This is a genomic window from Alteromonas aquimaris (assembly GCF_026183695.1).
Taxonomy (GTDB): Bacteria; Pseudomonadota; Gammaproteobacteria; order Enterobacterales; family Alteromonadaceae; genus Alteromonas; species Alteromonas aquimaris.
Genome location: NZ_JAPFRD010000009.1, coordinates 265,453 through 292,164, shown reverse-complemented (window position 1 = coordinate 292,164; position 26,712 = coordinate 265,453). Strand labels below are relative to the sequence as shown.

Annotated in this window: 25 protein-coding genes and 1 pseudogene (1 of these 26 only partly in view); 15 read left to right on the top strand and 11 right to left on the bottom strand. The window is 46.8% G+C overall.

The window, feature by feature from the left end; all coding sequences use genetic code 11:
- Nucleotides 1-91 precede the first annotated feature (91 nt).
- The 3 genes and pseudogenes from OPS25_RS07500 to OPS25_RS07490 form a co-directional block, all read right to left on the bottom strand.
- Complete coding sequence (locus OPS25_RS07500; protein ID WP_265617050.1) at nt 92-235, bottom strand: TA system antitoxin ParD family protein; 144 nt, start codon at nt 233-235, stop codon at nt 92-94.
- A 185-nt stretch (nt 236-420) separates the two neighbouring features.
- Nucleotides 421-551: pseudogene (locus tag OPS25_RS07495) on the bottom strand (IS110 family transposase); the annotation flags it as partial.
- Between the two features lie 105 nt (nt 552-656).
- The gene (locus OPS25_RS07490) at nt 657-1,385 is read right to left on the bottom strand and encodes a DUF1439 domain-containing protein (protein ID WP_265617049.1); all 729 of its coding nucleotides are present in this window, start codon (nt 1,383-1,385) and stop codon (nt 657-659) included.
- Nucleotides 1,386-1,518: 133 nt separating this feature from the next.
- Here OPS25_RS07490 and OPS25_RS07485 point away from each other — a divergent pair, with 133 nt between their 5' ends.
- Nucleotides 1,519-3,141 (top strand): GMC family oxidoreductase, encoded by a 1,623-nt coding sequence (locus OPS25_RS07485; RefSeq protein ID WP_265617048.1) that lies wholly within the window; start codon nt 1,519-1,521, stop codon nt 3,139-3,141.
- A 32-nt stretch (nt 3,142-3,173) separates the two neighbouring features.
- On the opposite strand, the gene OPS25_RS07480 is transcribed toward OPS25_RS07485, so the two are convergent.
- Nucleotides 3,174-3,791, bottom strand: a complete 618-nt coding sequence (locus OPS25_RS07480; RefSeq protein WP_265617047.1) for a TetR/AcrR family transcriptional regulator — start codon at nt 3,789-3,791, stop codon at nt 3,174-3,176.
- 122 nt (nt 3,792-3,913) lie between these two features.
- Between OPS25_RS07480 and OPS25_RS07475 the strand changes: the two genes are divergently transcribed.
- The gene (locus tag OPS25_RS07475) at nt 3,914-5,953 is read left to right on the top strand and encodes an NADPH-dependent 2,4-dienoyl-CoA reductase (RefSeq protein WP_265617046.1); all 2,040 of its coding nucleotides are present in this window, start codon (nt 3,914-3,916) and stop codon (nt 5,951-5,953) included.
- A gap of 47 nt (nt 5,954-6,000) precedes the next feature.
- Here OPS25_RS07475 and OPS25_RS07470 read toward each other — a convergent pair whose 3' ends face one another.
- Nucleotides 6,001-7,701, bottom strand: a complete 1,701-nt coding sequence (locus OPS25_RS07470; RefSeq protein ID WP_265617045.1) for a serine hydrolase — start codon at nt 7,699-7,701, stop codon at nt 6,001-6,003.
- A gap of 334 nt (nt 7,702-8,035) precedes the next feature.
- On the opposite strand from OPS25_RS07470, the gene OPS25_RS07465 reads away from it, so the two are divergent.
- Together OPS25_RS07465 and OPS25_RS07460 are read left to right on the top strand one after the other, a co-directional pair.
- Nucleotides 8,036-8,368, top strand: coding sequence for a PadR family transcriptional regulator (locus OPS25_RS07465; protein ID WP_265617044.1), 333 nt, complete (start codon nt 8,036-8,038; stop codon nt 8,366-8,368).
- A gap of 10 nt (nt 8,369-8,378) precedes the next feature.
- Nucleotides 8,379-9,065: a hypothetical protein gene (locus OPS25_RS07460; protein WP_265617043.1), complete on the top strand. Its 687-nt coding sequence runs from the start codon at nt 8,379-8,381 to the stop codon at nt 9,063-9,065.
- Nucleotides 9,066-9,318: 253 nt separating this feature from the next.
- On the opposite strand, the gene OPS25_RS07455 is transcribed toward OPS25_RS07460, so the two are convergent.
- Nucleotides 9,319-9,669, bottom strand: a complete 351-nt coding sequence (locus tag OPS25_RS07455; protein WP_265617042.1) for a DUF2306 domain-containing protein — start codon at nt 9,667-9,669, stop codon at nt 9,319-9,321.
- 230 nt (nt 9,670-9,899) lie between these two features.
- Here OPS25_RS07455 and OPS25_RS07450 point away from each other — a divergent pair, with 230 nt between their 5' ends.
- Nucleotides 9,900-10,223 (top strand): four-helix bundle copper-binding protein, encoded by a 324-nt coding sequence (locus OPS25_RS07450; protein WP_265617041.1) that lies wholly within the window; start codon nt 9,900-9,902, stop codon nt 10,221-10,223.
- Between the two features lie 74 nt (nt 10,224-10,297).
- Here the strand turns inward: OPS25_RS07450 and OPS25_RS07445 are convergent, their stop codons facing one another.
- The 4 genes from OPS25_RS07445 to OPS25_RS07430 all read right to left on the bottom strand — a co-directional run bounded on the left by OPS25_RS07445 (nt 10,298) and on the right by OPS25_RS07430 (nt 13,224).
- Nucleotides 10,298-10,858 (bottom strand): type 1 glutamine amidotransferase domain-containing protein, encoded by a 561-nt coding sequence (locus OPS25_RS07445; RefSeq protein WP_265617040.1) that lies wholly within the window; start codon nt 10,856-10,858, stop codon nt 10,298-10,300.
- 98 nt (nt 10,859-10,956) lie between these two features.
- Nucleotides 10,957-12,066, bottom strand: coding sequence for a retropepsin-like aspartic protease family protein (locus OPS25_RS07440; protein WP_265617039.1), 1,110 nt, complete (start codon nt 12,064-12,066; stop codon nt 10,957-10,959).
- Nucleotides 12,066-12,524, bottom strand: a complete 459-nt coding sequence (locus OPS25_RS07435; RefSeq protein WP_265617038.1) for an acyl-CoA thioesterase — start codon at nt 12,522-12,524, stop codon at nt 12,066-12,068. Before OPS25_RS07435 ends, OPS25_RS07440 begins: the two co-directional genes overlap by 1 nt.
- Complete coding sequence (locus OPS25_RS07430; RefSeq protein WP_265617037.1) at nt 12,511-13,224, bottom strand: FFLEELY motif protein; 714 nt, start codon at nt 13,222-13,224, stop codon at nt 12,511-12,513. Before OPS25_RS07430 ends, OPS25_RS07435 begins: the two co-directional genes overlap by 14 nt.
- A gap of 193 nt (nt 13,225-13,417) precedes the next feature.
- Between OPS25_RS07430 and OPS25_RS07425 the strand changes: the two genes are divergently transcribed.
- The 6 genes from OPS25_RS07425 to OPS25_RS07400 all read left to right on the top strand — a co-directional run bounded on the left by OPS25_RS07425 (nt 13,418) and on the right by OPS25_RS07400 (nt 18,149).
- Entirely contained in the window at nt 13,418-13,909 is a 492-nt protein-coding gene (locus OPS25_RS07425; protein ID WP_265617098.1) for an elongation factor P hydroxylase, read from the top strand.
- Nucleotides 13,906-15,045 (top strand): ATP-NAD kinase family protein, encoded by a 1,140-nt coding sequence (locus tag OPS25_RS07420; protein WP_265617036.1) that lies wholly within the window; start codon nt 13,906-13,908, stop codon nt 15,043-15,045. Before OPS25_RS07425 ends, OPS25_RS07420 begins: the two co-directional genes overlap by 4 nt.
- 21 nt (nt 15,046-15,066) lie before the next feature.
- Nucleotides 15,067-15,342 carry a YfcL family protein gene (locus tag OPS25_RS07415; RefSeq protein ID WP_265617035.1) on the top strand — a complete coding sequence of 92 codons (276 nt, stop codon included), beginning with the start codon at nt 15,067-15,069 and terminating at the stop codon, nt 15,340-15,342.
- Between the two features lie 189 nt (nt 15,343-15,531).
- Nucleotides 15,532-16,194: a FlgO family outer membrane protein gene (locus OPS25_RS07410; RefSeq protein WP_265617034.1), complete on the top strand. Its 663-nt coding sequence runs from the start codon at nt 15,532-15,534 to the stop codon at nt 16,192-16,194.
- A gap of 5 nt (nt 16,195-16,199) precedes the next feature.
- Nucleotides 16,200-17,033, top strand: a complete 834-nt coding sequence (locus OPS25_RS07405; protein WP_265617033.1) for a FlgO family outer membrane protein — start codon at nt 16,200-16,202, stop codon at nt 17,031-17,033.
- Nucleotides 17,034-17,075: 42 nt separating this feature from the next.
- Nucleotides 17,076-18,149 carry a FlgO family outer membrane protein gene (locus OPS25_RS07400; RefSeq protein ID WP_265617032.1) on the top strand — a complete coding sequence of 358 codons (1,074 nt, stop codon included), beginning with the start codon at nt 17,076-17,078 and terminating at the stop codon, nt 18,147-18,149.
- 3 nt (nt 18,150-18,152) lie between these two features.
- Here the strand turns inward: OPS25_RS07400 and mnmC are convergent, their stop codons facing one another.
- Nucleotides 18,153-20,117 (bottom strand): bifunctional tRNA (5-methylaminomethyl-2-thiouridine)(34)-methyltransferase MnmD/FAD-dependent 5-carboxymethylaminomethyl-2-thiouridine(34) oxidoreductase MnmC, encoded by a 1,965-nt coding sequence (mnmC, locus tag OPS25_RS07395; protein WP_265617031.1) that lies wholly within the window; start codon nt 20,115-20,117, stop codon nt 18,153-18,155.
- A 188-nt stretch (nt 20,118-20,305) separates the two neighbouring features.
- Between mnmC and fabB the strand changes: the two genes are divergently transcribed.
- From fabB to OPS25_RS07375, 4 genes are all read left to right on the top strand, one after another.
- Nucleotides 20,306-21,520 carry a beta-ketoacyl-ACP synthase I gene (fabB, locus tag OPS25_RS07390; RefSeq protein WP_265617030.1) on the top strand — a complete coding sequence of 405 codons (1,215 nt, stop codon included), beginning with the start codon at nt 20,306-20,308 and terminating at the stop codon, nt 21,518-21,520.
- A gap of 90 nt (nt 21,521-21,610) precedes the next feature.
- Nucleotides 21,611-22,762, top strand: coding sequence for a 4-phosphoerythronate dehydrogenase (locus OPS25_RS07385; RefSeq protein ID WP_265617029.1), 1,152 nt, complete (start codon nt 21,611-21,613; stop codon nt 22,760-22,762).
- 75 nt (nt 22,763-22,837) lie between these two features.
- Nucleotides 22,838-23,854 carry an aspartate-semialdehyde dehydrogenase gene (locus OPS25_RS07380; protein ID WP_265617028.1) on the top strand — a complete coding sequence of 339 codons (1,017 nt, stop codon included), beginning with the start codon at nt 22,838-22,840 and terminating at the stop codon, nt 23,852-23,854.
- A gap of 416 nt (nt 23,855-24,270) precedes the next feature.
- A protein-coding gene (locus OPS25_RS07375; RefSeq protein WP_265617027.1) for a FimV/HubP family polar landmark protein crosses the window boundary here: on the top strand, nt 24,271-26,712 show its 5' portion. 1,239 nt of this gene lie beyond the right edge of the window; the window shows 2,442 of its 3,681 coding nt (coding positions 1-2,442); it begins with the start codon at nt 24,271-24,273; its stop codon lies off the right edge, out of view.

The window sequence follows — 26,712 nt, the reverse complement described above, 5'->3', positions numbered from 1 at the left end:
TTTTTTAGCTTTATCTAAATCCTTTTTCTGGTTTTGATGCATTTTCTTTACCGCCTTTTTGAAACTCGTTGTCTGTAAAACACTAGTCATTTTAGCCAAATTCGTACGGCTCCAACTTCCCAGTATCTTTTTCCGCCTTCGATATGATTGCTTGTTTTACAAATTCATAAGGCAAACCTGGATTGTCCTCCATCATTCCACCAATTTTTGCCCAACGTTCTATTTGTTTAGGCATTGTGCGATTTAGCGCTTTTCCATAATAGACGCTTTTTCTACAAAATCATGGTCTAGCCTTACACTTACATTAGACATAAGATATCTCCTCTAAAGAATGGATTTATTGTAGCAAGGCGCTACAGGTGTAGCGAGTTGCGCAAAAAAAGACGATGGCAACAATAGCTAATTTACAGCCTTTAGCGCTTACCACATTACCCCATCTCTTAGCATTGAATTCAGCGCTATAACCATCTTTCTGACACAGGCTATTAATGCTACTTTTCTGGGGGCCCAGCGCTGACTAGTATTCTGTAGTATTCCTTGACTACGGGGTTGCAGTGACGTGAGAAAAACTCTTCGCGAATAGCGATGGTATGCAATGGGCAGCAAGCCGATCTAAAACTAACCAAGCAACAATCAAACTGGCCATCAACACCAAACTAAAACAAAAAACGCAATTCACCTTCTTCAACTGCTACCCGCTTACCCCAGCGGCGAAACACATATTCACGCCAGTGATCCTCACGCATGACATATTCTGTTGGGTAGTTAGCCAAGTTATCGAGTAACGCTGTTTCAATTTGCGGGCGGTGGTAATCAAGGATGCGCTGTTTGCTGCCTTCCAGGTACATACTAAAGTAGTTGCGGGCTAGGTCGCTGGTGCCGCCGGTGACCATACTCAATGCGCCGAACAGTGGACTGCCGACTAAGCGGCCCATAGATTTGGGGATAGTCAGAGGCAAAATTTTATCCATTAAGTGATGTGCATCCATTATTAACGCATATTCATCATTAACCAGGTTGATGCTGTCAACGCGAATTTGCACTAAACCCAGTACATGGGTTTGAGGGTTGTAATCAGGCCTACCGCTCACTGTGATCATCAGGTGGGCTCGATAAAGCGTTGAGGCAACGGCCGTGATATGAATACCAGCAAGTAGCTGTAAGGTAATGCGTCCAGGCTGCGCATCCAGTTTTAGTCTGCCTTCCAGTAACTCTACGCTTGCGCTCACCGCTGGCAGCGCCAGTGGGATGTTAACAGGGAAGTATTCAGGTAGAAGATCGTTAAGTTCTTCCTCGGTGAATCTATCGTACGGCAGTTTACCCATTTTAATTAGCAGAGCGCTGCCTATTACTTTTAACTTATCCTGCCAATTCAACGCTTTCATGCGGTCCTGTTACGATCATTTTGTTACTGGTCCTTCGATTTAACACAAAATACCTGTTCATTCATATTTTCGCTACCTCGAAGTGGGTAAAATTTGCTAAAGTGGTAAGAGCAGTTAGTCAGCGAGAAAGTCTATGCAAGAATCTGTTGAACAATTTGATTACATCATTGTAGGTGGTGGTTCGGCAGGTGCGGTTCTTGCCGCCAGATTATCCGAAAACCCTGCCATGAAAGTATGTCTTTTGGAAGCCGGGGGCAAAGATGCCAATCCGCTTATCCATATTCCTTTCGGTTTATCGTTACTCAGTCGTTTTGAGGGGATTGGTTGGGGGTATCATACTGAACCGCAAGCGCATTTAAATGAACGTGAAATGTTCTGGCCGCGAGGTAAAACGTTAGGTGGCAGTAGTTCCATTAATGCCATGTGCTATATTCGTGGACAAATGCAGGATTATGACCGCTGGGAGGAAGAGGGTGCGACAGGCTGGAACTTTGAATCTGTTTTGCCTTACTTCAAGCGAGCCGAGAACTATTTCGGTGGCAGTGACGAATTTCATGGCGTAGGCGGCCCGTTAAGTGTCGAGAAACTGCGCCACACCAGTGTGCTTTCCGACGCTTTTGTCGCTGCCGCAGATGCGGTTTCATTACCAAAATTAGATGACTTCAATCGTGATGAGCGGGAAGGCCTGGGCTATTACCACGTGACGCAGAAAAATGGTCAGCGTTGCTCCACTGCTAAAGGCTATCTGCAAGAAGCTAAAAAGCGCCTTAACTTGACCATAATGACCCATGTCATGGCAGATAAAATTATTATCAAACATGGCCGGGCTGTGGGCGTACAAATTCGCTCTAAAAGCGGTGTCAGCCGCCTGCTGGCAAACCGTGAGGTGCTGGTATCCAGCGGCGCGGTGAACTCTCCCCATTTGTTGATGCTTTCTGGAGTGGGGCCAAAAGAAACCCTGATGGAACATGGAATTCATGTGGTAGCGGATTTGCCTGGCGTCGGCCAGAACCTGCAGGACCATTTGGACGCCATAGTGCAATTTCGCTGCAAAGCCCATGAGGGTTACGCCGTTGCCACCTCTGCCTTACCCCGTTACATCAAAGGTATGTTTCAATATCTGTTCGCGCGTAAAGGCCTATTTTCGTCCAATATTGCCGAAGCAGGGGGGTTTGCCCGTTCTTCACTGGCTACGCAGGGGCCTGACATCCAGTTTCACTTTTTGCCGGCAATTTTGAACGATCACGGTCGTCGTTCTGTGTTTGGGTACGGATTTGGCTTGCACGTATGTTGCCTGTATCCGAAAAGTAAAGGGTTTATTGGTTTACAAAGCAACCATCCCGCTGATCATCCGTTGATAGAGCCTAATTATCTGGCTGAAGAACACGATAGAAAGGTGATGATTGAAGCCGTGCGACTGGCGCGTCACATCCTTCAATCTGAGCCGTTCGCACAGTTTAAGGGGAGTGAATGGCTGCCTGGCGAAACAGTCCAAACCGACGCTGAGATTCTGTCATTTATCCGCGAAAAAGCCGAAACCATTTATCACCCGGTCGGTACCTGCAAAATGGGTCGGGAAGATGATCCCATGGCGGTAGTCACGCCAGAATTGAAAGTGCGTGGAGTAGCAGGCTTGCGGGTGGTTGATGCCTCAGTCATGCCCTCACTGGTGGGTGGTAACACCAACGCCCCTACGGTCATGATAGCCGAAAAAGCGGTCGATATGATTAAAGCGGAACAGGCCGCTTTTGCTTAAGCGGCGAATACTGGCAGCGCATGCACCACCTTTTAACCAGTAGCGGAAGTGGCGTGGTGTTGCATAAAAAGCGCCGCCGCACAGTCGCACATTTCTTCAATGTGCGACGCGTCGGCATAAATTCCATCGATAATCAATCGGGCAATGCCGTGCAGCGTACCCCAGGTGACTTGTGCCATCCTTAACGCGTGTTGATCTGAAGGGAGTAATCCTTTTTCTTGCCATAATCGTGTCATGGTGACCTGATATTGAAAACATGGATAGGCGACTTCACGTAAGGAGTCGGTCGCTTTACCTTCGCCCCACAAGGTCTGTCCAAACATCAGTTCGTATATTTGCGGATGCGTGGTGGCGAAACCTATATAAGCATGGATGAAATCTTTAAAACGCTGTTCAACGGGTAAACTTTCGTTCGCAAAAATTTCCTCGGCTATCTGATGCCACTGCTCAAAGCCTTTTGCCGCGATGGCGCTTAACAACGCATTTTTATCCTTAAAGTGATGATACGGAGCGGTCCTGCTTACGCCTACGTCTTCTGCCAGTTTTCGCAATGATAAGCCTTCGATACCGAACTTTTCCAGACGCGCGCTGGCTGCGTCAATAAGTGTACTGTAGAGATCCCCATGATGGTATTGCGAAGCACCTGCCATAAATCTAACACCTTAAATGAATCTTGACAGTGTCAATTTAACCCTTTATCTTGACGCTGTCCAGTTGTGGTGCAGACCTTTTTCTCACCCACCGTATATGACCCAAAAACAAAGGAATTCGTATGACTTCATCTTCGCCAATGCACCCGCGTTACCCGCATCTCTTTCAACCCCTTGATTTGGGGTTTACGCAATTGAAGAATCGAGTATTGATGGGGTCAATGCATACTGGCTTAGAAGAAATGCCTGGTGGGCACAAGCGTATGGCAGCATTTTATGCGGAACGTGCACGCGGGGGTGTCGGTTTGATTGTAACGGGCGGGATCGGCCCCAATGAAGAAGGTTCTACTCACCCCATAACCCGCCGCTTAGATAGCGAAGAAGCTGTTGAACATCACAGAGAAGTTACTGCTGCCGTACATGCGGAAGGGGGTAAAATATGTATGCAAATACTGCATACCGGACGTTATGCCTATTCTGAAAAACTGGTTGCACCCTCGGCCATCCAAGCGCCCATTAACAAGTTTAAACCAAAAGCGCTAAGCGATGCAGAAATTGAACAGCAGATTGAGGATTTTATTTTCGCGGCTAAGCAAGCTCAACGAGCAGGCTATGACGGCGTGGAAATAATGGGATCAGAAGGCTATTTTCTCAATCAGTTTATTGCCAAACGAACCAACCATCGTGAAGATGCCTGGGGTGGCGAGTATGAAAATCGAATTCGTTTACCCATCGAAGTAGTGCGTCGGGTGCGGGAGGCCACGGGTGAGAATTTCATTATTATCTACCGTCTATCTATGCTGGATCTGGTTGAGGGCGGTTCAAGTCATGATGAAGTGGTGCAGTTGGGCCAACAAATAGAGCAGGCTGGCGCGACGATTATCAACACTGGCATTGGCTGGCATGAAGCCCGTATTCCCACCATTGCTACCAAAGTGCCGCGTGCCGCTTTTACCTGGGTCACTGCAAAGTTCAGACAAGCCCTGTCCATTCCAGTGATCACGTCAAACCGTATTAACACCCCCGAGGTAGCTGAAGATGTATTAGCGCGCGGCGATGCGGACATGGTATCCATGGCGCGCCCCTTTCTGGCAGATGCTGACTTTGTTATCAAAGCCAAGGAACTACGCGCCGATGAAATTAACACGTGTATTGGCTGCAATCAGGCCTGCTTAGACCATGTATTTAATGGCAAGTTAACTTCGTGTCTGGTTAACCCCCGTGCCTGTCATGAATTGGAACTGATTATTACACCTGCCCGAGAAAGCAAAAAAATCGCAGTGGTAGGTGCAGGACCAGCAGGGCTTGCTGCAGCTACCACCGCTGCCCAGCGCGGCCACCAGGTAACCCTGTTTGAAGCCGACGACAAAATTGGAGGACAATTTAATATTGCTAAGCAAATTCCCGGCAAGGAGGAGTTTTACGAAACCTTGCGCTACTTTGCTAAACAAATTGAATTAACCGGTGTGAAACTTAAGCTTTCTACGCGTTTGGATGCCGTGCAACTCAATCAGGGCGACTTTGACGAAGTGATCGTGGCGACTGGTATTTCTCCGCGGATCCCAAAAATAGAAGGAATTCAGCGCCCAAAAGTGCTGACTTACCTAGATGTTATCAAACACAAAAAGCCAGTAGGCAAAACCGTTGCCATTGTGGGTGCTGGTGGAATTGGCTTTGATACGGCCGAGTTTTTGTCTCATGGAGAATCGACCCCCAGTCAGGATATCCCCACCTTTATGAAGGAATGGGGCATTGACATGACTTGGCAGGCCAGAGCTGGGGTTGAGGGCATGCAACCCCAACCAGAGGCGTCCCCTCGTGAGATTTATTTGCTCCAGCGTAAATCGACGAAGGTGGGCGCGGGGCTTGGAAAGACCACGGGGTGGGCACACCGCGTTGGCTTGCAAATGAAAGGAGTGGAGATGATCGCTGGCGTTGAATATCAGAGAGTCGATGATCAAGGTTTACACATCAGCGTAGAGGGGCAAGCTCAGGTATTGCCGGTGGATAATGTCATTATCTGCGCGGGACAGGAGCCCTTGCGTCAACTAATAGAAGGGTTAACTAAACCTTATCACCTGATTGGCGGGGCGCACGAAGCGTTGGAACTGGATGCCAAACGTGCCATCGATCAAGGTACCCGATTAGCGGCGGAACTATAAAAAATTAACGAGCCAGAGTGAGACTCTGGCTCGTTAATTTTCGGTTATCAATCAGAAGCGTTAAATATCTTTGCAGCGGCTTGGAAGACAGGCGATTTCTCGATTTCTGCCTTATCCAGAGGGTTACCCCACCACAGCCCTTCATTATTGGCGAGTACCACTATCGTCAAATTTCTTTGTGGGAACTTAAGATAAACAGCAGTGAAGCCTGCCTCTTCATCCCATCCACCGTGCCAGATAATTTTTTCATCATTCACATACTGGATGTAACGGCCATAGGCATAAGGGATAGTGGTGCCATTTTCTGTTCTATAAGGTTGTTCGGTCAACGCTTTGATGTTAGCCGATAAAATTGTTCCGGCCTCTAACGCCATATCAAATTTGATTATGTCGCTGGCTGTGGCGCTAACGCCTGCACCACCCGCCATGTGCCGCTGAGGCTCACGTCGCATTACATACTGGTTATCTTCGATGCCATAGCCACGCGCTTTTCTGAAATACACGTCCTGCCGATTTGGATCCCACAACCCTGCCATAGAATTGTTCATCTTTGCTGGGATTAAAATTGCTTCGGTGATGGCCTGTGCCAGCTCATTATGTCGGCCTTTCGCCGCATCGATAGAATTGCCGCGTTTTGCTTCTAAAAAGCGGGACAAGCGAGAATAAAAAATTGAATTGTAGGAAAACGCAGAATCTACTTTACCATTTACCACGTGGTTTAACGCATGCTTCAGCTTAAACGTCTGATCGCATTGCAGGTTTTTCCCAAATACAATGCCGGAACCAGCCAACCACTCGCAGTATTGCTTAAATTCGGGCATGGCACTGATAGGGTCGTCTAAGCTCAGTTCACCGTTATCTACCAAGGATAAAAAAGTCGTGCCGACAAAAAGCTTACTGACTGACGCGATCCAAAAAGGGGTCTCAGGGGTGACGGGAACCTGCCCTGAGATATGTGACACACCGTGAGCTTTCTGATACACCATGTTGCCATCTTTGCTAATCGCCACCGATAAGCCAGGGATGTGATGCTTGTTCTTATAATTCAGTAAAAACGACTCAAACTGTTGTAATTGTGTTGAAAACGTTGTCTTGCGATGCTCTGTTGCCTCTGACGTAGGGGGGAGCAACATGGAAAGCGTGGACATTAGCAGTAGCGGGAATAGGGTTGATGAGGTGGCACTTCTCTTCTGTCTTATAAACGGAACCGATAATGGGTAAAAATACTTTTGCGAATGCAACACGGATATCACATTGGCCAGCATTACCAGGATGACAAAGGGAATGACAGCGATAAAGAAAAAGAACCCATAGCCTTCGATGGTGACTAATCCAATAAATGCTAAAACGGAGAGGAGCGACATGGAAATCTGGAAGTTAATGACTGCACGGCCATGATTATCGTAAATGACATTGTCGTCCTTTTTATGGATCCATAAGAATAATGGCAGAAAGATGTTCAGCAACGGCAGCACAAAACCAATAAACGGGGAGGCGTGCATCAACAGCAACCACTTTTTTTGCAAACTTTCCTGTCTGGGGTCATTGAGCTGTAGTAAATCATCTACCTCTATCTCCAGCGCAGCAGCGAGTAACTTTACGGTGCGTAATTGCGGTTGCACTTCGCCCTTTTCTACGCGCTGAATTGTGCGAACAGTGACGTTGGTTAAATCGGCCAGTTTCTCCTGCGAATAGCCTTTCAACTTTCTCTGATAAATCAATCTTTCTGCGAATATGTCGTTTTTCATCATGTTTACTTTGGGGTAGTTAACTAGAGGTATAACAGTAACTGTTCAGGCTCGACATTGTTACGACATTCCCCTGACATGTACCTGTCATTGATAACAAAATCATTAACTTATTGGTACAGTGCAATGATTTTGGGGAGAAATCAACGAATAGTTGTAGCGCACATTAAAAGCTTAGAGATCTCAACTTTTGTCGAGAAAAATGACAGAACAGCAGCCAATCAATTTAAACTATTTAATAGTTATTATTTGAGATACTATTATATAGTTTTTTATGTTGTGTACATTCCGTAAATATCTATTATGTAGATATTATTCATTGGGAAAAAGATAAATGGCAAATAAACAAACCTTTTTAGGGGAATTTGAACATATCGTGATGTTGACCGTGCTAAGTCTTGGGGATGACGCCTATGGTGTCACCGTTCGCCAACAACTACGTGACATCATTGGCAGAGAAGTGGCCATTGGAGCACTTTACGCCACCACTGAGCGTCTCGAGAAAAAAGGTCTTCTTACTTCAACAAAGTCAGGAGCAAGTGCACAACGGGGTGGTAAAGCAAAACGTTATTTTAAGGTAACGTCTCAGGGTATCGCGGAACTTGAGCGCACTAAGCAAAACCTGGAAAAGTTGTGGGGCCTCCAAGCCGTCTCACAAACAATATAAGGAATGCAAAGTGAGCAACAATAATCAAAAACATTGTCCACCGACACTTCCGATGTGGCTATTGAATCTACTTTTACCGGATTCAGTCAAAGACGATATTACTGGTGATTTAACCGAAGAATATTCACGTTCTACGGACACATTATTAAATAAAAATAAATGGTTCTGGTCTCAGACTATTTCAACGTGTTGGAGATTTACTATGACAAAACAAAACTTAGCATCACTTGGTCTAGCTATAATAAGCATTTTGACGTTAGGCATAATCATGCACGCCATACTTTTCTTATCGGTAGCAGACGATCCGGCGTCATTTCACAATGCGTATTGGACTGATGGTAATTTTCATCAATTCTTTTTCGATGCTCCTTTATGGCAGTTTATCAGCGAAAATAATCTATCCAGACTTTCGTTCGATATGTTTATTCACCTGCCTTCAATGGCGTGGTTAGCTATCGCCCTGTGCGGGTTTATAGTGCTGAAGAAGCAGCTTCATCTGTCCTTTACATACCAACTGATTCTGGCTGCATCACTATTAATGCTGCCATACATTGGTGGAGTGACTTATTTTAGATTGACTGATGTGGCACTCAACCAGGCTGGGCCAATTCTAGCTTTGATGCTCATTTCAGCTTTTTATCTGATACTTCCCTTTACCCACTTACTGTTGAAGGAATTGAAGTCGGTTGATTTGTAGACACCCTCTATAAAAGTGGCTGTGGTTGCGCCTTAAAGCAACCACTTAAAATCGACAAAAAACTTATTTTTTATTCATTGTAAAAAAAATGGCGCTTTTGTTTTTTAGTAAGATATCCCCACACGATGAAGGTTAGCATACTTGAAGATATTACCAGCAGCCAGAATAAACTACCGCCGCCAGTGATCTGTTCGAGCACAGGGAGTCTCACGGCAATTTCAGTAAACAGCGCCGCGATTAAGCCCAGATAGGATCAAAGCATCAGGTCGAAATGGATCAATTGCCAGTTACGATGATGGCGGAAAAATAAAGGCACAGCTATACCGGCGCTAACGGTAGGTAGCGAAGCTATCGCCAACCAATGAAATGGTCCAAATTTATAAAGCGACTGGGTAAACAGGGCGGTGAGATTCAATAGCGCCATGGTAGCAAAGTACGCATATCCTAGTAGCTTGTGCTGAGGCGTCCCTTTCTTGGTCAAAATGACTATAGCACCGACTACAATAGCCCCTAATGCAAAGAGAGAGAGTGAATGAAGTCTAAGTTGGACTGAACATACCAAATGATTGGCCAGATAAATGGTTAAGTAAGGGTATACCGCCAATACCGGCGGCCCAATAACCCTATATTAATAATCTTATAATGAACGAAATGCGTTAAATGTGAACATTGCTAAACTGTTTTTTTAATCCCTGACAGCTCCTTCATCTATTTTTCTACTATTCGTCTTACAAATATTTAATCAAAAACAGCAGGGTATTCACTTTAAAAATTCTTTTTAGCGATTAATCCTTTTATGTGAATCAAGTCAACCTTCACTACAAGGAGAATGATATGGATCTGAAAAAATGTATCGAAGCGTGTCAACGCTGTGCGGTAGCGTGTGAAACCTGCATAACCAAAATGGTGGACATGGGAGGCGACAGTGCATGTATTGAACACTGCCGCGACTGTGTCGCTATGTGTCAATTATGCGCAATGGCCGCAGCAAGGGAAAGTAATGCGCTAGAAAAATTTTGTAAGTTGTGTGCCGAGTTATGTGAAACCTGCGCACAAACCTGTGGGGATATGGAGCATGAACATTGTCAGGAATGCGCCAAAGCGTGTCGTGAGTGCATGGACGTCTGTCAGCAAACTGCAACGTCCTGTTGCGGATAACCATGCGTAAAGCTACATTACTTTCCTCACGAAAGAGCCACTACCGTGGCTCTCGCTTATGCTATAGCAGGTAACTAAACCGTCTGCCTGTCGTGTTTTCCTTCGCGAATTTCTTCCACCACTTTCTTGCAGAACGCATCGAGATCATCGGGATCGCGGCTGGTCACCAGGCCTTGGTCGACCACCACTTCTTCGTCTACCCAGTTGCCACCGGCATTTTTAATGTCGGTTTTGATGCTCGGGAAAGAGGTAAGTTTGCGATCGCGTACCACATCCGCTTCTACTAATACCCATGGACCATGACAGATGGCCGCTACGGGTTTGTGCTGAGCAAAAAAGTCCCTTACAAACTGTACTGCTTTATCGTTGGTGCGCAGGGAATCGGGATTATGCACGCCCCCCGGCAAGATTAAGCCATCGTAATCACTGGCTGAAACACTATCGACCGTTTTGTCGACTGAAAAGGTATCGGCCTTGTCAGCGTGATTAAAGCCCTGGATCTGCCCGTCTTCCAACGAAACGATATGTACCTGGGCTCCTTCATCTTTTACAGCTTTCATTGGCTGGGTTAGTTCCACCTGTTCAAAGCCATCAGTGGCCAGGATAGCTACGCGTTTACCCTCAAGTTTTGCCATAGTTAACTCTCCTTTGTTGTCAAAAAATCGTAGTATGGGTCGTCAAATCATACGCAGGGGGGCTGGGGAGAGTTTGTCGTGGCAGGATTAAATATTTGTTATGAACCCCTTGGGTTCAGCTTCAATAACAGCACAGAGCGTTGCTGATCAATTCTAAATTCAAAATGGCGCAGGACATTCATGCCCAGCAATCCATCGGCGCCAGCTAAAACGTCATTTTGTAACGTCATCACGTTGAGTTCTGGAAAACTATATTCCCCTAGCAGCACATCAAACACCTGATTCATCTCAGATTCAACCAAACCTGCAGCCGTGCGCAAATTGAATACGCCAATCCGATTAGTGTGTTGCTGACGAGTGATGGCATTCATCACACTGTGAGTCAGCGCCGTGGTGGTGGCGCCCGTATCAATAAGCAATGTGGTTGCCACAGTGCCGAACCAAACTTCGATTAAATAGTGATCACCTTTTCGCCGTAAGGGGAGGGTCTGATACTCGCTTTCGTCGAAATCTTGCGCCTGCACTAACTCATCTGATCCGGCTAATGCGGCAGTCTTTAATCGCTGACGCAATGCAAAGACGTGAGAGTCGTGCGCTGGTAGAGATGCCAAGGTGTCTTCCATCAAAGTGAATTTCCTTTGCTGGCCGTAGGCCTCGGCTAATGCCAATACAATTTGTTTACCAGGCGGGAGTTGTTGATGCAGGGGTTCTAAGAATAGAGCGAGAAGGTCCCAGCTTTGTGCGGTTTTAAGCTCTGCTATGGTTTGCTGCAACAGGTGAGAAATGCGTTGCTTAATTCGCTCTTTAATCTCTGCGCTGAAAGGCAGGTTTAGTAGGGAAGAGTAATGTAGTAATGCCTCGTTGAGTGGCTCTGTTTTCATCATCAACTCGGCTTCAAGTAACAGTAACTCAATATCGTCTGGATGTTTTCGTAACCGTTGCTGAAGTTCATCGCGAAGCGCATTGTACTGACCGTCATCAAACATCGCTTTCAACGCAGCCATATTGGAAGCGTTTACCGCCGAAACCGCCACAGAGGTGTCACTGTGAGGAAGGTTGCTTTCGGTTTCTGGTGCGTGTTCGCCACTGATTGTCAGTGAGTGCTCCAGTGAAACGGGAATTCGCTCAAACGCTCTTTGCCACTGACGGTATAACCAGATATTCGCGGTCACAGAAACAATCAGTGCTAGCAATAGTGCTAATTTCATTAGCCCACTTCTGCCTGCTCCAAGCAGGCACTTCCATAAATGCGTTGAAATTTTTCAGGCATGCGTTTAGGGGTGCCCGTGGTCATGCTGACACATATAAACTGGGTTTTGGCCGTAAACACCGTCTGTGTGCGTCGAGGACAATAAAACTGGAACTCGCGGGTAAGTGACAATGCCCGTTGGCAAGCAACAATCCAGGTGGCACACTCTAATTCATCACCTAAATGGCAGGGCGCGAGATAATCTAGCTCATGACGACGAATTACCATGCCCCGATCCAATTCGGCGTAGTCGGTAAAGTGCAAACCCAGTGAATTGGAATGCGCCCAGGCCAATCTTTCTAGTTGGGACAAGTAGGCCACATTATTTACATGCTGGTAATGGTCAAGATGTGATTGTTGTATACGCCACCTCTCGACATAAGGAGATGGGTACTTCCAGTACTCAGATTTTGACATGAGGCAACGGGTTGTGTTGGGTGAGATCCGTATCAGGACTTAATAAGGTTTCCATCAGCTCTTTTTCCCGCGTAATTACCGGGTCAACAAAACCATGCACATCACCAATGACTTTAAATGCATTAAACCCGCGTTCAAGAAACTCGTGCAGGGTCAAAAGACCAGCAATCTTAGCCGGACGACGGGCGAATTTTATCAGCATCCCGATACCTTTAATCTTGATCACATCATTGAGTTGCATGCCTAAATCATAAATTAAATCCAGTTGCTTCTGCCGGTCCGCCTGGCGCCCTACTTTCCTATAAGCGACAGCATAAGTATCGCGATTAATTTCCTGACCTTCCAGCGCTTCGGTCACCTCAAGATCTAAGTCGAATGACAGGGCATTCAGTGCTATTGCATCTTCAAGGGCAAGCATGGCTTTATCGGGCAACACCTTCGCTAACTTAGGAATAACGCGAGCAATGTCGGCATCTCGCTGACTAAAATCTTTCGGTCCATATAGTTCATCTACGAAAAAGCTCATCGCATCCTGATAACGTTTTTGTTGCGCTAAATCCTGATGCGAAGCAAGCAGACGTTCACATTGCCACGCCTGCAGCTGATGAATGTTGTCTAGTTGACCCATACGCTCAACCAATTCGCGTTTAGCGTTGAGGCGGTGTAAATGTTGTATCAACGGTTGGACAGTCTGATTCAAACGATAACCTTTTGCTTGCTTTGGACAATAGTGACGGTGTAAGTGACTCAACATGCCGTAATCTGATAGACTTCGCAACCTGTTTTACGTGGTCTACCTTTTTCCATATTTTAAAGAATTTATCGTTATTGTGAATATTTGTCCGCAAACTTTCCGCCCGTTAGATGAAGAAACGCTAGCTGTTGACGCGTTAATGGCGTTATTCGATAAAACGTTTTTCGCCGGATTTAATACTCGACTTATCCGGGGTGAGGATGAGCCTGTTTACCTTCCAGCAAACGAACTGAAACCTTATAATCAGGTGGTATTCGCTCATGGCTATTTTTCCAGTGCATTACACGAAGTGGCGCATTGGTGTATTGCCGGAGAGGCGCGCAGGAAAATGGAAGATTATGGGTACTGGTATTGTCCAGACGGTCGTAACCGGCAACAACAAAAAGAATTTGAACAAGTAGAAGTCAAGCCACAGGCCATTGAACGAGCCTTTACGCTGGCGGTGGGAAGAAAATTTTCAGTTAGCACAGATAATCTTAATGGTGCAGAACCTGATCGCGACGCTTTTACGGATGCAGTATTGAAGCAGTTTTGTTGGTACGAGCAACATGGTTTTCCCCCCCGCGCCCAGCTATTTATCGATGCGCTAAAGCATACCTTTGGTAAGGGAGGCGAAAAAATACCGGCATGAGCAATGATAACCACAAAATATTTCGATTAGGTGTACTGGTGAACCCCTTCGCTGGGATTGGGGGAGCGCTTGCCCTTAAAGGTAGTGACGGCGCTGATATTCGAGAAAAAGCCCTGGCCCAGGGGGCGGAAAAGAAAGCCAACGTGAAAATGCGTCTAGCGCTGGAAAAACTCACGGAATTAAGTGATAACCTGGACATATTCACCGCTGCGGGAGAAATGGGCGAAACGGTTTGTAAGGAAGTGGGACTGAAATACAACGTTCTGTTTCAACCGCAACACGAGCAAACGGAAGGGGAAGATTCTGAACAAGCGGCGTTGGCGATGGTCGATGCCGGGGTCGATCTGCTTTTGTTCGCTGGTGGCGACGGGACGGCGCGCAATATTTACCACAGTGTAGCCGGACGGGTGCCGGTTTTAGGCGTACCCGCAGGATGTAAGATCCATTCTGGCGTGTATGCCGTTACCCCCACTGGAGCGGGTGAGATAGCAGCCAAAATGGTGCGCGGTGAATTGGTTAGCGAGCAAGAAGGCGAAGTACGCGATATCGATGAAAACGCGTTTCGCCAAGGGAAAGTCCGCGCGAAGCATTACGGAGAAATGCGAGTGCCGCATGATCTGGTCTATCTGCAATCGGTCAAAATGGGCGGTAGAGAGAGTGAAGAGCTAGTGTTACTGGATATCGCCGCGCATATCGCTGAGTGGATGGACGACCATCCAGAAACGTATTTTGTGATGGGATCCGGCTCCACGGTGGCCGCCATCATGGATGAGTTAGGATTGCCTAATACCTTGTTAGGGGTCGATGTTATAAAAAACAAATCTATTATTGCCAGTGATGTCAGCGCTACCGAACTGTTAAACCTCACCGCACAGCAACCTACGCAATTGGTGATTACCGCCATTGGTGGGCAAGGGCACTTATTCGGACGAGGTAATCAGCAATTAAGTCCTGAATTTATTGTTAGTATTGGTAAAGAAAATATTCTGGTAGTGGCGACCAAACAAAAGTTACAGGAGTTGGAGGGACGCCCATTGCGTCTGGATACCTCCGACCCGAAGCTGGACGATGCCCTCGCGGGAAGTTTTTCGGTTATCACGGGTTATCACGATAAAGTGATCTACCCCGCTATCTGATAAGTTGTATAGGAGCACAATATGTCAAATCATTTAGAAGTTAAGCTTGACGCGATTGAATCCAAATTAGATGCTGTGGTGGATAACGGCAGTGATGATGAATTATTTGTGGCTAGTTATTTACGCGGACATTTTGATCTTGTCGCCTGTAAATTACTGGCTTTACCCCAAGCGGGCACGACAGAACTTGATGAAAATATTCGTACTAGCTTACAGCAGGCATTTGCGCAGGGGGAACTGGAATCTCATGATCAGCAAAAGGTCGCCAAACTGTGGGAGGAACTAATTGCGTCTTAGCTTTTCTGTCTAGCGGCAAATGGCTGGCAGGGGTTTGCCGCCTTTCATCGATTACTTCTGTTATACCCTCTTATAATCCTCCCTAGACAGTGTGGTACGTTTTTTGCCGTATCCCCTATAAGTGTCAGCAAATTGACTGACTTGTCGCACTCATTTCGGCGACAGTTCGGGAATAACTTTAGGTAGTACATGGCTAACCGACAACGTATGTTAAGAAATTTTCTTTTGATCACCGCCACGATGTTTAGCGGGCTGGTAGTAACAGGTTGCGGTCTGTTGCCTGATTTTTATGGTTCAGAACCTAATCCCGCCCCGGTGAAAAAAGCGGTAACGGCCACGGGTGAACCTGTGTCGGCGTTGGGAAATGTGGAGTATTACACCTTTACACTGGCGAACGAACTCTTCGCCAATCTCCGTCCCAGCAGGCAAGTAAGGTACGCGGTTACAGGTTTTGTACCCGTTACTACGATGGCATACAACAATGATGATCAGCATCCTCTCATGTTGCTGGGGCATCAGTTAGAGCAAGGCCTGGTTACCGAAGCTACCAAGCGCGGATTTTTGGCGCAAGAATACAAACTGACCGATAATATCATCATGACTGATCACGCAGAGCGGGTCCTGACCCGTAATATTGATCAACTCTCCGTTATTGACCGTGTGGATTATTATATTACAGGCACTGTGGTAAAGCAGGAATCCGGAGCTATGGTCAACGCAAGAATCATTGACGCAAACAGTAAAGAAATCATATCAGCCGCCACACGTTTTTTTCCTGCTGAAGTTTTTTGGCAGAAGGAACATGTGACCACACGTAACGGGCGGCTTTACCGTAGTGAGATTAAGGGGTAACGGGAATGAAACGGCAATCTAAATTTGCACTGGCAGGCTTTTGTGCATTATCACTCACCACAGGTTGCGCTGTGTTGGATAAGGTGGAAAAGTGGGCCTTAGGTGAAGATTCAGAAGAGGTGGCCCAAGAGCCCCAAACGGAAAATCAGCAAATACTCACTGAGCCTCCTGAAGATATACAGCCGGCTGCGACCAATGTGGTAGATATCACGGCAGCAGATCGCAATTACCGCGGATACAATAACGATTTTGATTACGATGAGGGCGAAGATAGCCGCGACAGCTTTGGTGCGGTAGGTAAGCCTCGTTTGTATTCGAATGTGCAGAATTCTTACAAAGGCAGGCCGCTAACCAAACATATTGGCGACTATGTTAAAAATTTGGCGCAAGATCTTATCAGCAACATGGAATATGTCAGTGACAAAACGCCGGTTGCCGTTACTCACTTCGCCTTACTGGATTCTGATCTGCAAAGCACCAACTTACTAGGCCAGCAAATGGCAGAATCGTTTATACATGAGTTGCATAAGTTCAGAATTCCGGTATTAGACTTTAAAACTACTGACTATATTCGAATTACCGAAAAGGGCGATTTTGCCCTGTCCAGAGACTATCTTGAGTTGAACAGTTCATTGCCGATTGAATATGTGCTTACTGGTACCATGACACGCCATCAGGGAGGAATGTTAATCAATGCTCGAATTATTGGTATGGATTCCCGGGCGGTGGTAGCTAGTGCGCAGATGATGGTTCCTTTTTATGTGGTCGATGCACTCATTCCCACCGATGGCACTATGCCTAATGGTGGCAAGGATGGTGTACGATTCAGTCGGGGATAACGCGTCATGAAAAGTAAAAAGTGAAAGCTGGGAAGTGGTTGTATGATGAACATTAGAATTTCGTTACTGTTAAGCACAACAATACTCCTTTCTGGGTGTGCGACGGTAAGTGACAGGTTCAAAGAAGCTGTGGCGTATCTATTTGATCCACAGCCTGAAGAAAACCAGGTGCAATCACCAGACAGCGCCGCCAGCAAAAGGGTTGATGAGGATGAACTGCGCGCTGCCGCGCAGGATCGCCAGCAAAGGCAACAGGAACAAAGTGTTAATGCTTCTGTGCTAAAAGAAGAAAAAACACCCGGCACAGTTAAGCCTGATGCGTCACAAGAAATCGCCCATACAAAGAGCGAGCCATCTGCGGCCGTCCAGATAGAAGAAAAAGCGGCTCCCGCGCATAGTGAGGAGACTACAAAACCAGCTCAAAGTAAGCCGGCGCAGGAAGTAGTGAACGCCTCCTCTGATAAAACCCAGCATGAATCTGCGCCAAACGCGAGTCAACGTAAACCAGCAACGAATCACAAAGAAAACAACGCGGCGACGGAACATCACTCTAAAAAACATAAAAAACCAGCACGAGAGGTAGCGCCAGAGGAAGATGAGTCACATTATGCTTATCGCGGCTATCAGGATCCGCTACGAAGTGGCTTTTATCCCCGCCAAACCCACAAAAAAGTGGCTGACTACGCCTCCCAACTAGCCATGGAGCTGATGGATAAAGCGATGGGACTCAATACCGAGGAGCTTGTAGGTATAACTAGCTTTGTCAGACTCAATACGGCCTTAAACGACACTACCATATTAGGCAACCAGCTTGCGGAGCTTTTAATGACTGAGCTACAGGCATACGGGGTGGGTGTGGTCGATTTTAAAGTGACTGACGGAATCAGGGTAACACCGCGTGGGGATATCGCCATGAGTCGCAGTGGCAAAAGACTGGCGCAATCGGTGCAGATGGACCATATTCTCACCGGTACCATGATCGAAGATTCGCGTGGGGTGAGGGTGAATGCCCGCATTGTCACGGTAAGTTCAAAGCGAGTGGTCGCCAGTGCGAGCGTTCATATTCCCGCATTTATAGTTACTTCGCTTTATACTGGTCACGCATCCGCACCATAATTGCTACTTTTGCTTCAGTTCCTTTAATAGAAAGCGGTTTGGATTGACCGCTTTTGCCAGCGTCCGACCTAACGGACTTGGCTGGTGGCATAGTTGACAGGCTAACGATTCAGCCAACAACGGGGCGGTGGTTAAACCTCGGGAACCCAGTGCGCTTAGTACGTAGATGTTCCGCTGGGCCACCGTTTCAGGCACATCATCACTGTATTTACGCAACGACTGATACCACTGATGGTATTTGTTCACCTCTGGCAACGGCCCGCACAGTGGCTGATGATCAGGTACGCCAAGGCGAATGGCTGCACGTGCGCTACCATCATGGCACAACGTATTAATCCATTTAGTGTTTTTTAAAGCTTGTTGGTGTAAAGCCAAATTTTGTTGGCTTTCTGCTAACCGCACATCTGTAGCCGTATCCCGTTTTACATATGTTGAACCCAGTGCATGTCGGTTCTTAAAGGCCGGCGTCAGGTAACCTTTGTGACATAACACGGTTTTTAATTGGTTTAATGGTGCTTGTGTAGCCACGGCTTCTACCTGACCGCGAACGGCGCGTAAAGGAAGATCGGCACATTGTTCAAAATCAGCTAATTCATGCCCTGTCGCCAGCACTACGCACTGAGCTTCTATTGCGTGGCCATTGTCAAAACCGAGCTGGGTTTGACCTTCGTGCTCCTTGAGGTGCACAAGTCGATGATGGCGATGTACAGTCAGATGTCCCGTATTCTGGGCGAGGTTCAGTAATGAATCAATTAACGAGGGAGGGTTTATCCAACCGCCCAACGGAATGTGTAATCCTGAGTAAGGTAAAGGTATTCCAGCTATGTGTTCTGCTTCTAGTTCATCAACCGGCCGAATAAGCTGCTGCGGCCAGATTCCATTTTCTAGCAACCGCTGCTGACGTTGGCGCACTGACTCATTAAAGCCCAGTTGCAAGACTCCGCAAAAGTCATGTTTAAATTCAGCTAAATCACTGACATGCTGATAAAAACGGCGGGCGAACAAAAAGGCGTGGGCCTGTAGCTGGCTGGCGATACTGGGTTGAGCATGCAGCTGCGGATATAGGCCACCTTGAGGGTTGCCTGATGCGCCATCTGCAGGTTCGTGAGCGCAATAAAGAGCAGTGCTTATGCCTTTCTGGCTCAAGGAATACGCAAGCGAGGCGGCGGCGATACCCCCGCCGATGATAGTAACGCTCGTGGGCCTAGTTTTTGTGGGTGAGTTGCCGTTAGTCTTTGGTGAGGTAAAAACCGCAGTGATCATTTCTCTTTTGCGCCCAAACCCTTTACGTTTGGATACTGTGAAGCCTGCTGCCTGTAAGCCTCGTTTGACCAATCCGGCGGCAGTAAACGTCGCACATGTTGCATGTTGTCTGGAACATCTGGCCATATTGATAAAAAGCTCGTCAGTCCACATTTGCGGGTTCTTGCTTGGGGCAAAACCATCCAGAAACCACGCGTCAACTAAACCATGCTCAGGAACCTGCCAGTCGGACATGGCGTCGTGTACATCGGAAAGCCACAGGTCGACGGTGGTAGCAAAGTTATCAAAAAGAAGGCGGTGGCAGCCGTTCAGGCCAAAAGGATATTGGGCTTGTAGGGTGTTAGCCGCCTCGGTTAACGCGGTGAAACGTGACAATGCATGGGCCATATCCTGCTGACTTAATGGAAACTTCTCGGTCGTAATAAAATAAAGCCGAGTGAGCGGGTGGTCAGGATTCGCTTTGCGAAATTCACGAAATGCGGTCATAACCACTAAAAGATTTAAGCCGGTTCCAAACCCGGTTTCAGCGATAACAAAAGTGGGTTGACGCCAATTCTGCCAGCGTTCGTGCAAATTATTTCCGGCCAAAAAAACGTATTGAGTTTCTTCCATGCCACTGTCGTTTGAAAAATAGACATCATCAAAATTATCGGCAACGGGTGTACCAATTTGGTTGAAATGCACGCTGGCGTAAGTAGACTTCACACACTCTCTCAGGTTTTGCTGTACTGAAAGGGCTGATCATACCGATGCATGATCTGCGATGGTAGTCCTGAAAGCGGATTGTGCGATTAAAATTAAATTTTGTTGAAAATAAGCGCAAAAGGGTAAAGAGCAGACCAGTTTTGTAACGAAAATCGTTACCATAGGCGGCAGCAATATAAGGGTAGATTATGAAAAGAGCAGTTATCACCGGCATGGGCATAGTGTCCAGTATAGGTGTCAACAAAGATGAAGTGCTGGCTTCGTTAAAAGCGGGCAAGTCCGGCATTACCTATTCAGAACAGTTCGCCGAAATGGGCTTACGCAGTAAGGTGTGGGGCAATATCAATATTGATTTGAAAGAACATATTGATCGTAAAGCCATGCGCTTTATGGGCGATGCCGCAGGGTATGCTTACGTGGCAATGGAGCAGGCAATCGCCGACTCAGGCCTGGAAGGAGCTGATATTTCAAACGAACGTACCGGCATCATTGCGGGTTCAGGCGGCGCATCTTCTGAGAATCAGGTGCTATCAGCGGATATTTTGCGTGAAAAAGGTGTCAAGCGTATGGGGCCTTATATGGTGCCTCGCTGTATGGCCTCAACGGTCTCTGCATGTCTTGCCACACCATTTAAAATCAAAGGGATCAATTACTCTATCGCGTCTGCGTGCGCAACCAGCGCACACTGTATAGGTAACGCCCTTGAGCTTATTCAGCTAGGCAAGCAGGATGTAGTGTTTGCCGGCGGTGGTGAGGAACTACACTGGTCGTTGTCGAGCCAGTTTGATGCGATGGGGGCTCTATCCAGCAAATATAATGATAATCCTTCTGTCGCCTCCCGCACCTATGATGCAGATCGGGATGGATTTGTCAGTTCCGGCGGCGGTGGCATGGTGGTAGTGGAAGAACTGGAACATGCACTGGCGCGTGGCGCTAAGATTTATGGTGAAGTAGTGGGCTACGGCGCCACGTCGGATGGCTTTGATATGGTTGCACCTTCTGGTGAAGGAGCCATTCGTTGCATGAAGATGGCGATGCAGGGGATCGAAGGACCCATTGATTACCTCAATACGCATGGCACTTCGACTCCGGTAGGTGATGTGAAGGAGTTGGCTGCTATTCAAGAAGTATTTGGTAAGTCAGGTGTTCCTATCAGTGCGACAAAATCATTGACCGGTCATGCACTGGGTGCGGCAGGTGTGAACGAAGCGATATACAGCTTGCTAATGATGCAACACAACTTTATCGCTCCGTCTATAAACATTGATAATCTTGATGAAGCGGCCAAAGGACTGGATATTGTCACGCAAACCCGCGAGACCACGCTAAATCAGGTGATGTCTAATAGCTTTGGCTTTGGAGGCACCAACGCAACCTTAGTGCTAAGACGCTATTCAGCCTGATAAAGCATACAATACTTCTGGCGCATATCACCCGATATGCGCTAGCATTCCTTTTTTAGTTATCTACCACGCCAGCTTACACGCCGTTAAATGATCAAAATATTATTTGAAGACAGTATTCCAAAAGGGCAGGAGTATTTCGCCGGGTTGGGAGAGGTCAGTAGTTTTCCTGCAGGTAAACTTACAGCAGCGCATCTAAACGATGTGTCAATATTAGTAGTACGTTCCACCACTACTGTTAATGAAACAGTGTTAGGTAAAAATTCCCAGCTTGAATTTGTGACAACCGCTACGGCTGGCACTAATCACTTGGATAAGGCTTTTCTTAAACAGGCCGGCATCCGTTGGCAATCGGCCGCTGGGTGCAACGCAAGGGGCGTCGCGGAATGGGTGATCAGCGCTTTGCTTATAGCGGATGCACAACATCGAATTGATCTGGCAAATGCGACGGTGGGCATTGTGGGTGCAGGCAATGTTGGAAGCATGCTTGCGACATTGTTAACGGCAATGGAGATCAACGTTAAACTGTGTGATCCGCCGTTGCAAAAACGCGGTGACAAACGAAAACTGGTAACCCTTGCTGAGGTGCTTGAATGTGATGTGATTTCTTTGCACGTGCCGTTTACCACGAGCGGAGAAGATGCGACACATCATCTAATCGGCATGGCGGAACTGGGAGCGATTAAAGACCACCAAATACTGATGAACGCTGGACGTGGTGAAGTGATTAATGAACGCGCGTTAAAGCAGCGGATGCAGCAAGCAGCGCCCCCGACGCTTATACTCGATGTTTTTGATAATGAGCCCGATATTGATACCTCACTTATAGGCTACTGTTTTCTAGCCACGCCACATATTGCAGGGCATAGTGTGGAAGGGAAGCTGCGTGGAACACAAATGGTTTATGAACAAGTGTGCAGCCAGCTTAGCCGGCCAATTGAGAAGCATCTTGATGAATTTCTTCCCGTGATCCCCCCCATAATCGTTAATGCTGACGATATCGGGCCAGATAAGCTAACGATGGCCGATTGGCGAACGTTATTATTGCCAATATATGATATCAGAGAAGATGATAAACATTTCCGCCAAAGCATGGCACAATCAAATCAATTTGCCGCGCTGCGCAAAGCGTATCGTATAAGACGTGAGATCAGCTCATGTACACTTAGTGTGCGTGGTCAGATAAATAAACATGTGCAAGCACAATTAAAAGCGATAGGCTTTATGTTATACGAGGGGTGAACACGCTTTCATCATTACAGTGTTCATATCGCCGAAATACCAAATTTAAAGTTAATAGTTAGGAGAATCAGATACATGTCACAAGCGTTTGATGTTGCCGTGTTAGGCGCCACCGGATTAGTTGGTCAAACCATGATGGAAATTCTTGAACAGCGAAAATTTCCGGTCAAAACGCTGTATCCGTTAGCTAGTGCTCGTTCTGCTGGTGGCACCGTGACTTTTAAAGGGGAAGAAATAGAGGTGCTGGATGCCGATTCGTTCGATTGGTCGCAAGCTCAGTTTGGCTTTTTCTCTGCAGGTGGTTCAGTCTCTGCAAAATATGCGCCTATGGCAGCCGAAGCAGGTTGTGTTGTAATCGATAATACTTCACAGTTTCGCTATGAACCTGACATTCCGTTAGTCGTTCCGGAAGTGAACGCCCATACCTTAGCGGATTTTCGTAATCGCAATATTATTGCCAACCCGAACTGCTCTACCATCCAAATGTTGGTGGCATTAAAGCCTATTCACGATGCGGTGGGTATCGAGCGGATTAATGTGAGTACTTACCAGTCGGTCTCAGGGGCGGGGAAGAGCGCCATGGAAGAACTCGCTAAACAAACCGCTGACTTGTTGAATGCGCGCGAAGCTAAATCGGAGTCATTCAGTCGCCAGATCGCTTTTAATGTGATACCGCAAATTGATGTGTTTTTAGATAACGATTACACCAAAGAAGAAATGAAAATGTCTTGGGAAACCCAGAAGATAATGGGTGATGACAGTATTTTGGTAAATGCGACGGCTGTGCGGGTACCAGTATTTTATGGCCACGGTGAGGCGGTGCACATTGAAACGCGTCAGCCAATTGACGCAGAAGAAGTAAAGCAATTGCTCGCTAATGCGCCTGGGGTAAAACTGTATGAAACGCGTGAACAATTCCCTACTCAGGTTTCGAATGCCAGCGGAAACGATTGGGTGCACGTCGGTAGGATCCGCAACGATATTACTCACCCTAACGGGATAAATATGTGGGTAGTGTCTGACAACATTCGCAAAGGTGCTGCTACAAATAGTGTGCAAATTGCAGAAACTCTGCTCAAAGATTTTTATTAATCCGGCCGATAAGGTCTATAGATAAAGAAAAATGCCGCATTGATGCGGCATTTTGTATTCACTTTAAAAATGAATTAGAGAGAAAATTGAAGCCAATCTAGATTGGTGGCACTAAGTGGTTTATAGTTTGTTTGGTAAAGGTAAATAACCAAGCTGGATTATAAATTGCATTGTTTTCTTGTTGTTAGGTAAAAAGACAAAATATTGTCACCTGAACAGAGCAAGAAATCAGGTAACTAATGAATGACAACACACTATAAGAGTTAAACGTCAGGAAAACGATGTTGAGAACGCGTGATTATCGACACGTTAGAATAACAACAATGCTGCCCACTCTTTAATCAATGTCGAGTGAGGCCGCCAGATTGGGTAAGAGGCAAACTTACTCATGACGCTTAAGGGCATATAGGAACGCTATGAAATTGCATTTAACCGGCTTGCTGCTACTAACGTTGTTAATGTTGGCGGTACCTTCCTTATCTGCTGGGCAAGAACGGGAGACTCCCCTTAAAGGACCAAAAGACGCCACGGAGCAATTCTCCGGTGTGGTGTACGGGCCAATAGACTCACAGGATACCTTGTGGCGCATAGCCGATCGCTATCGCCAGAACCCCAACCTGAGTGTGTATCAGGTCATGGTGGCCATTTACGAACTCAATCCGAATGCGTTTGAACAAAACAACCTAAATTTACTGATTGACGGTGAAACGTTACGATTACCTTCAGAACGCTATGCGGCAAGAATAGATAAAGAAAAAGCTCGCCAGCGTGCAGAACAAGATGATGCCGAATTCGCCCGCATGCCAAATGTTCCCGGCACCAGTGTTCGGAATCTAAAGCCACCTGTGCCTTTAGTTAACCAGGAAGATTTAAGTACTACTAAATCTGCGATAGAGGAAAAAATCACCCGCCTCGATGCACAACAATCCCGTCAGTTTGACGATTTGAGGCAACAGTTTGCCTCGTCATTGGAGAGTGTGCGCTCCATCCTTGACGATAATCGCAAATTATATGAACGAGTGGAAAAAGTTAATGAGGATCTTCAGACCCTTCGCGACCAGGTAAAAGAAGATGTTCAGGCCCAAATGGATGAGCAACTCGCTCTGCAAAAGCAATTGCTTGAGTTGATCCAGCAGCAGCGAGAGCAGCAGCCTGTTCAACGCCCAGTAGAATCCTCTGGCAGTTCTAATTCGACCATGCTCATACTTGGTTCCAGTATCATCACACTGTTATTGCTTGGTGGGTTAGGGTATTTCCTTTTACGTAAGCAACCTGCGGCCGAGGCAGCGCCGGCTGTCACCACACCGCCGCCCCAACCGAAGCCTGCTGTCGACGCAGACGATTCCGTACCCTCGCTGGTGGATGATTTTGATGACGAAGAACTGTCAGAAGATGAACTGTTTAACGATGACGATTTGTTAGATGATGTATTGTCAAACGAACTTGAAGATGCGTTGGATGATGAACTTGAAAACTTCGCTGATCTTGATGACGACATGTTGGTCCCTGATGACGAAACCGATTTCGATGAGGGTAACGATTCGCTCGAACAAGATGAGCTGGATAGTTTATTTGATGAAGAGGATTTAAGTAGTTCTTCCATAGGTAATGAGGAAGAAGATTCAGCAATAGATTTATCTGAAGATGATATTGCCGGCGATCTCGGTGAGTTTGAAGATGACAGCAACGAACTCTTTGAGGAAACAGCCGATGAATCAGAGTCTGAAGACGGAACTGAAGTTGATCAAGAAGCAGATACCAATCCTGAGCCTGAGCTTGAATCAGCCGAGGCTCCATCCGCTGAAGTGGAGGAAAAAGCTGCCCCTCAACTAGACGATGACGAGAAGCCCGAAATAAGCATTGACGAATTGCTCGAAGAAGAACAAAAAAAACCTAGCTTCGAAGAGCAGTTAGGCGATGATGCTGTTGACGAAAATATGCTTGAGAAGCTCGACAAAGAAATTAACGAGCAAAATCAGGATCTGGAGCGATTAACTGATGAGATCCTTGGCGAAATAGAGCAGCTTGAAATGATGGGCGGGTTGTCTGAAGACATGCTCGAGGACAGAGACGGGACTGATGATGACGAAACGGAAGTGTCGCCGCCTTCTCCTCAAGCTATTCAGGATCTTGATGCACTCTCTGACGATTTGGATGAAATCAATGTAGAGGACATGGCGAATGCAGACGAATTTGACGATCCGCTTTCCGATGACCTTATTGCTGAACTGCAGGAAGGTGACGCTGCGCTGGAAGGGGAGCCAACCTCTGGTGAGGAAGATAATGCTGAAGAAGTTGAACCAACGCAGTCAGAACAAGCTGGTAGCGAAGAGCCAGCAATTGAAAGCGAAGAAATCGATGATCCCTTGTCTGATGAATTACTAGCTGAATTACAGGCAGAGAATGAGGTCGATTCCGGCCAGGAAACGGACCTGAATGATCCGCTTGCTGATGAACTGCTTGCTGAACTGCAAGCAGAAAGCTCAGAAGCTGAAGATCAGTTGGACTCGCTTTCAGATGAATTAGTAACTGAACTTGAAGGCGATGAACTTGATGAATCGGACGCTGATTTCGAAGACGAGAGCCTCGCGCAAAACGATTCGTTCGAAGGGCAAGAGTTTTCGCCAGAAAATGATAAAGATGACCTCCTCGAACATGATCAAGAAAAAACGCCTGAGCAGGCTGATGAAAGTACAGAGGAAGTTGGCCTAGGCGCTGAAGATTCTAAACGAGAGCTAGAAGAGGACAGCTCGGGCGAGGAAGCAGCGGGACAGGAAGATGAAACACTTGAGCAGGCTGACGACATTACAGAGGAAGTAGCCCCGGATATTGAAGATTCTGTGCGAGAGCCAGAAGAG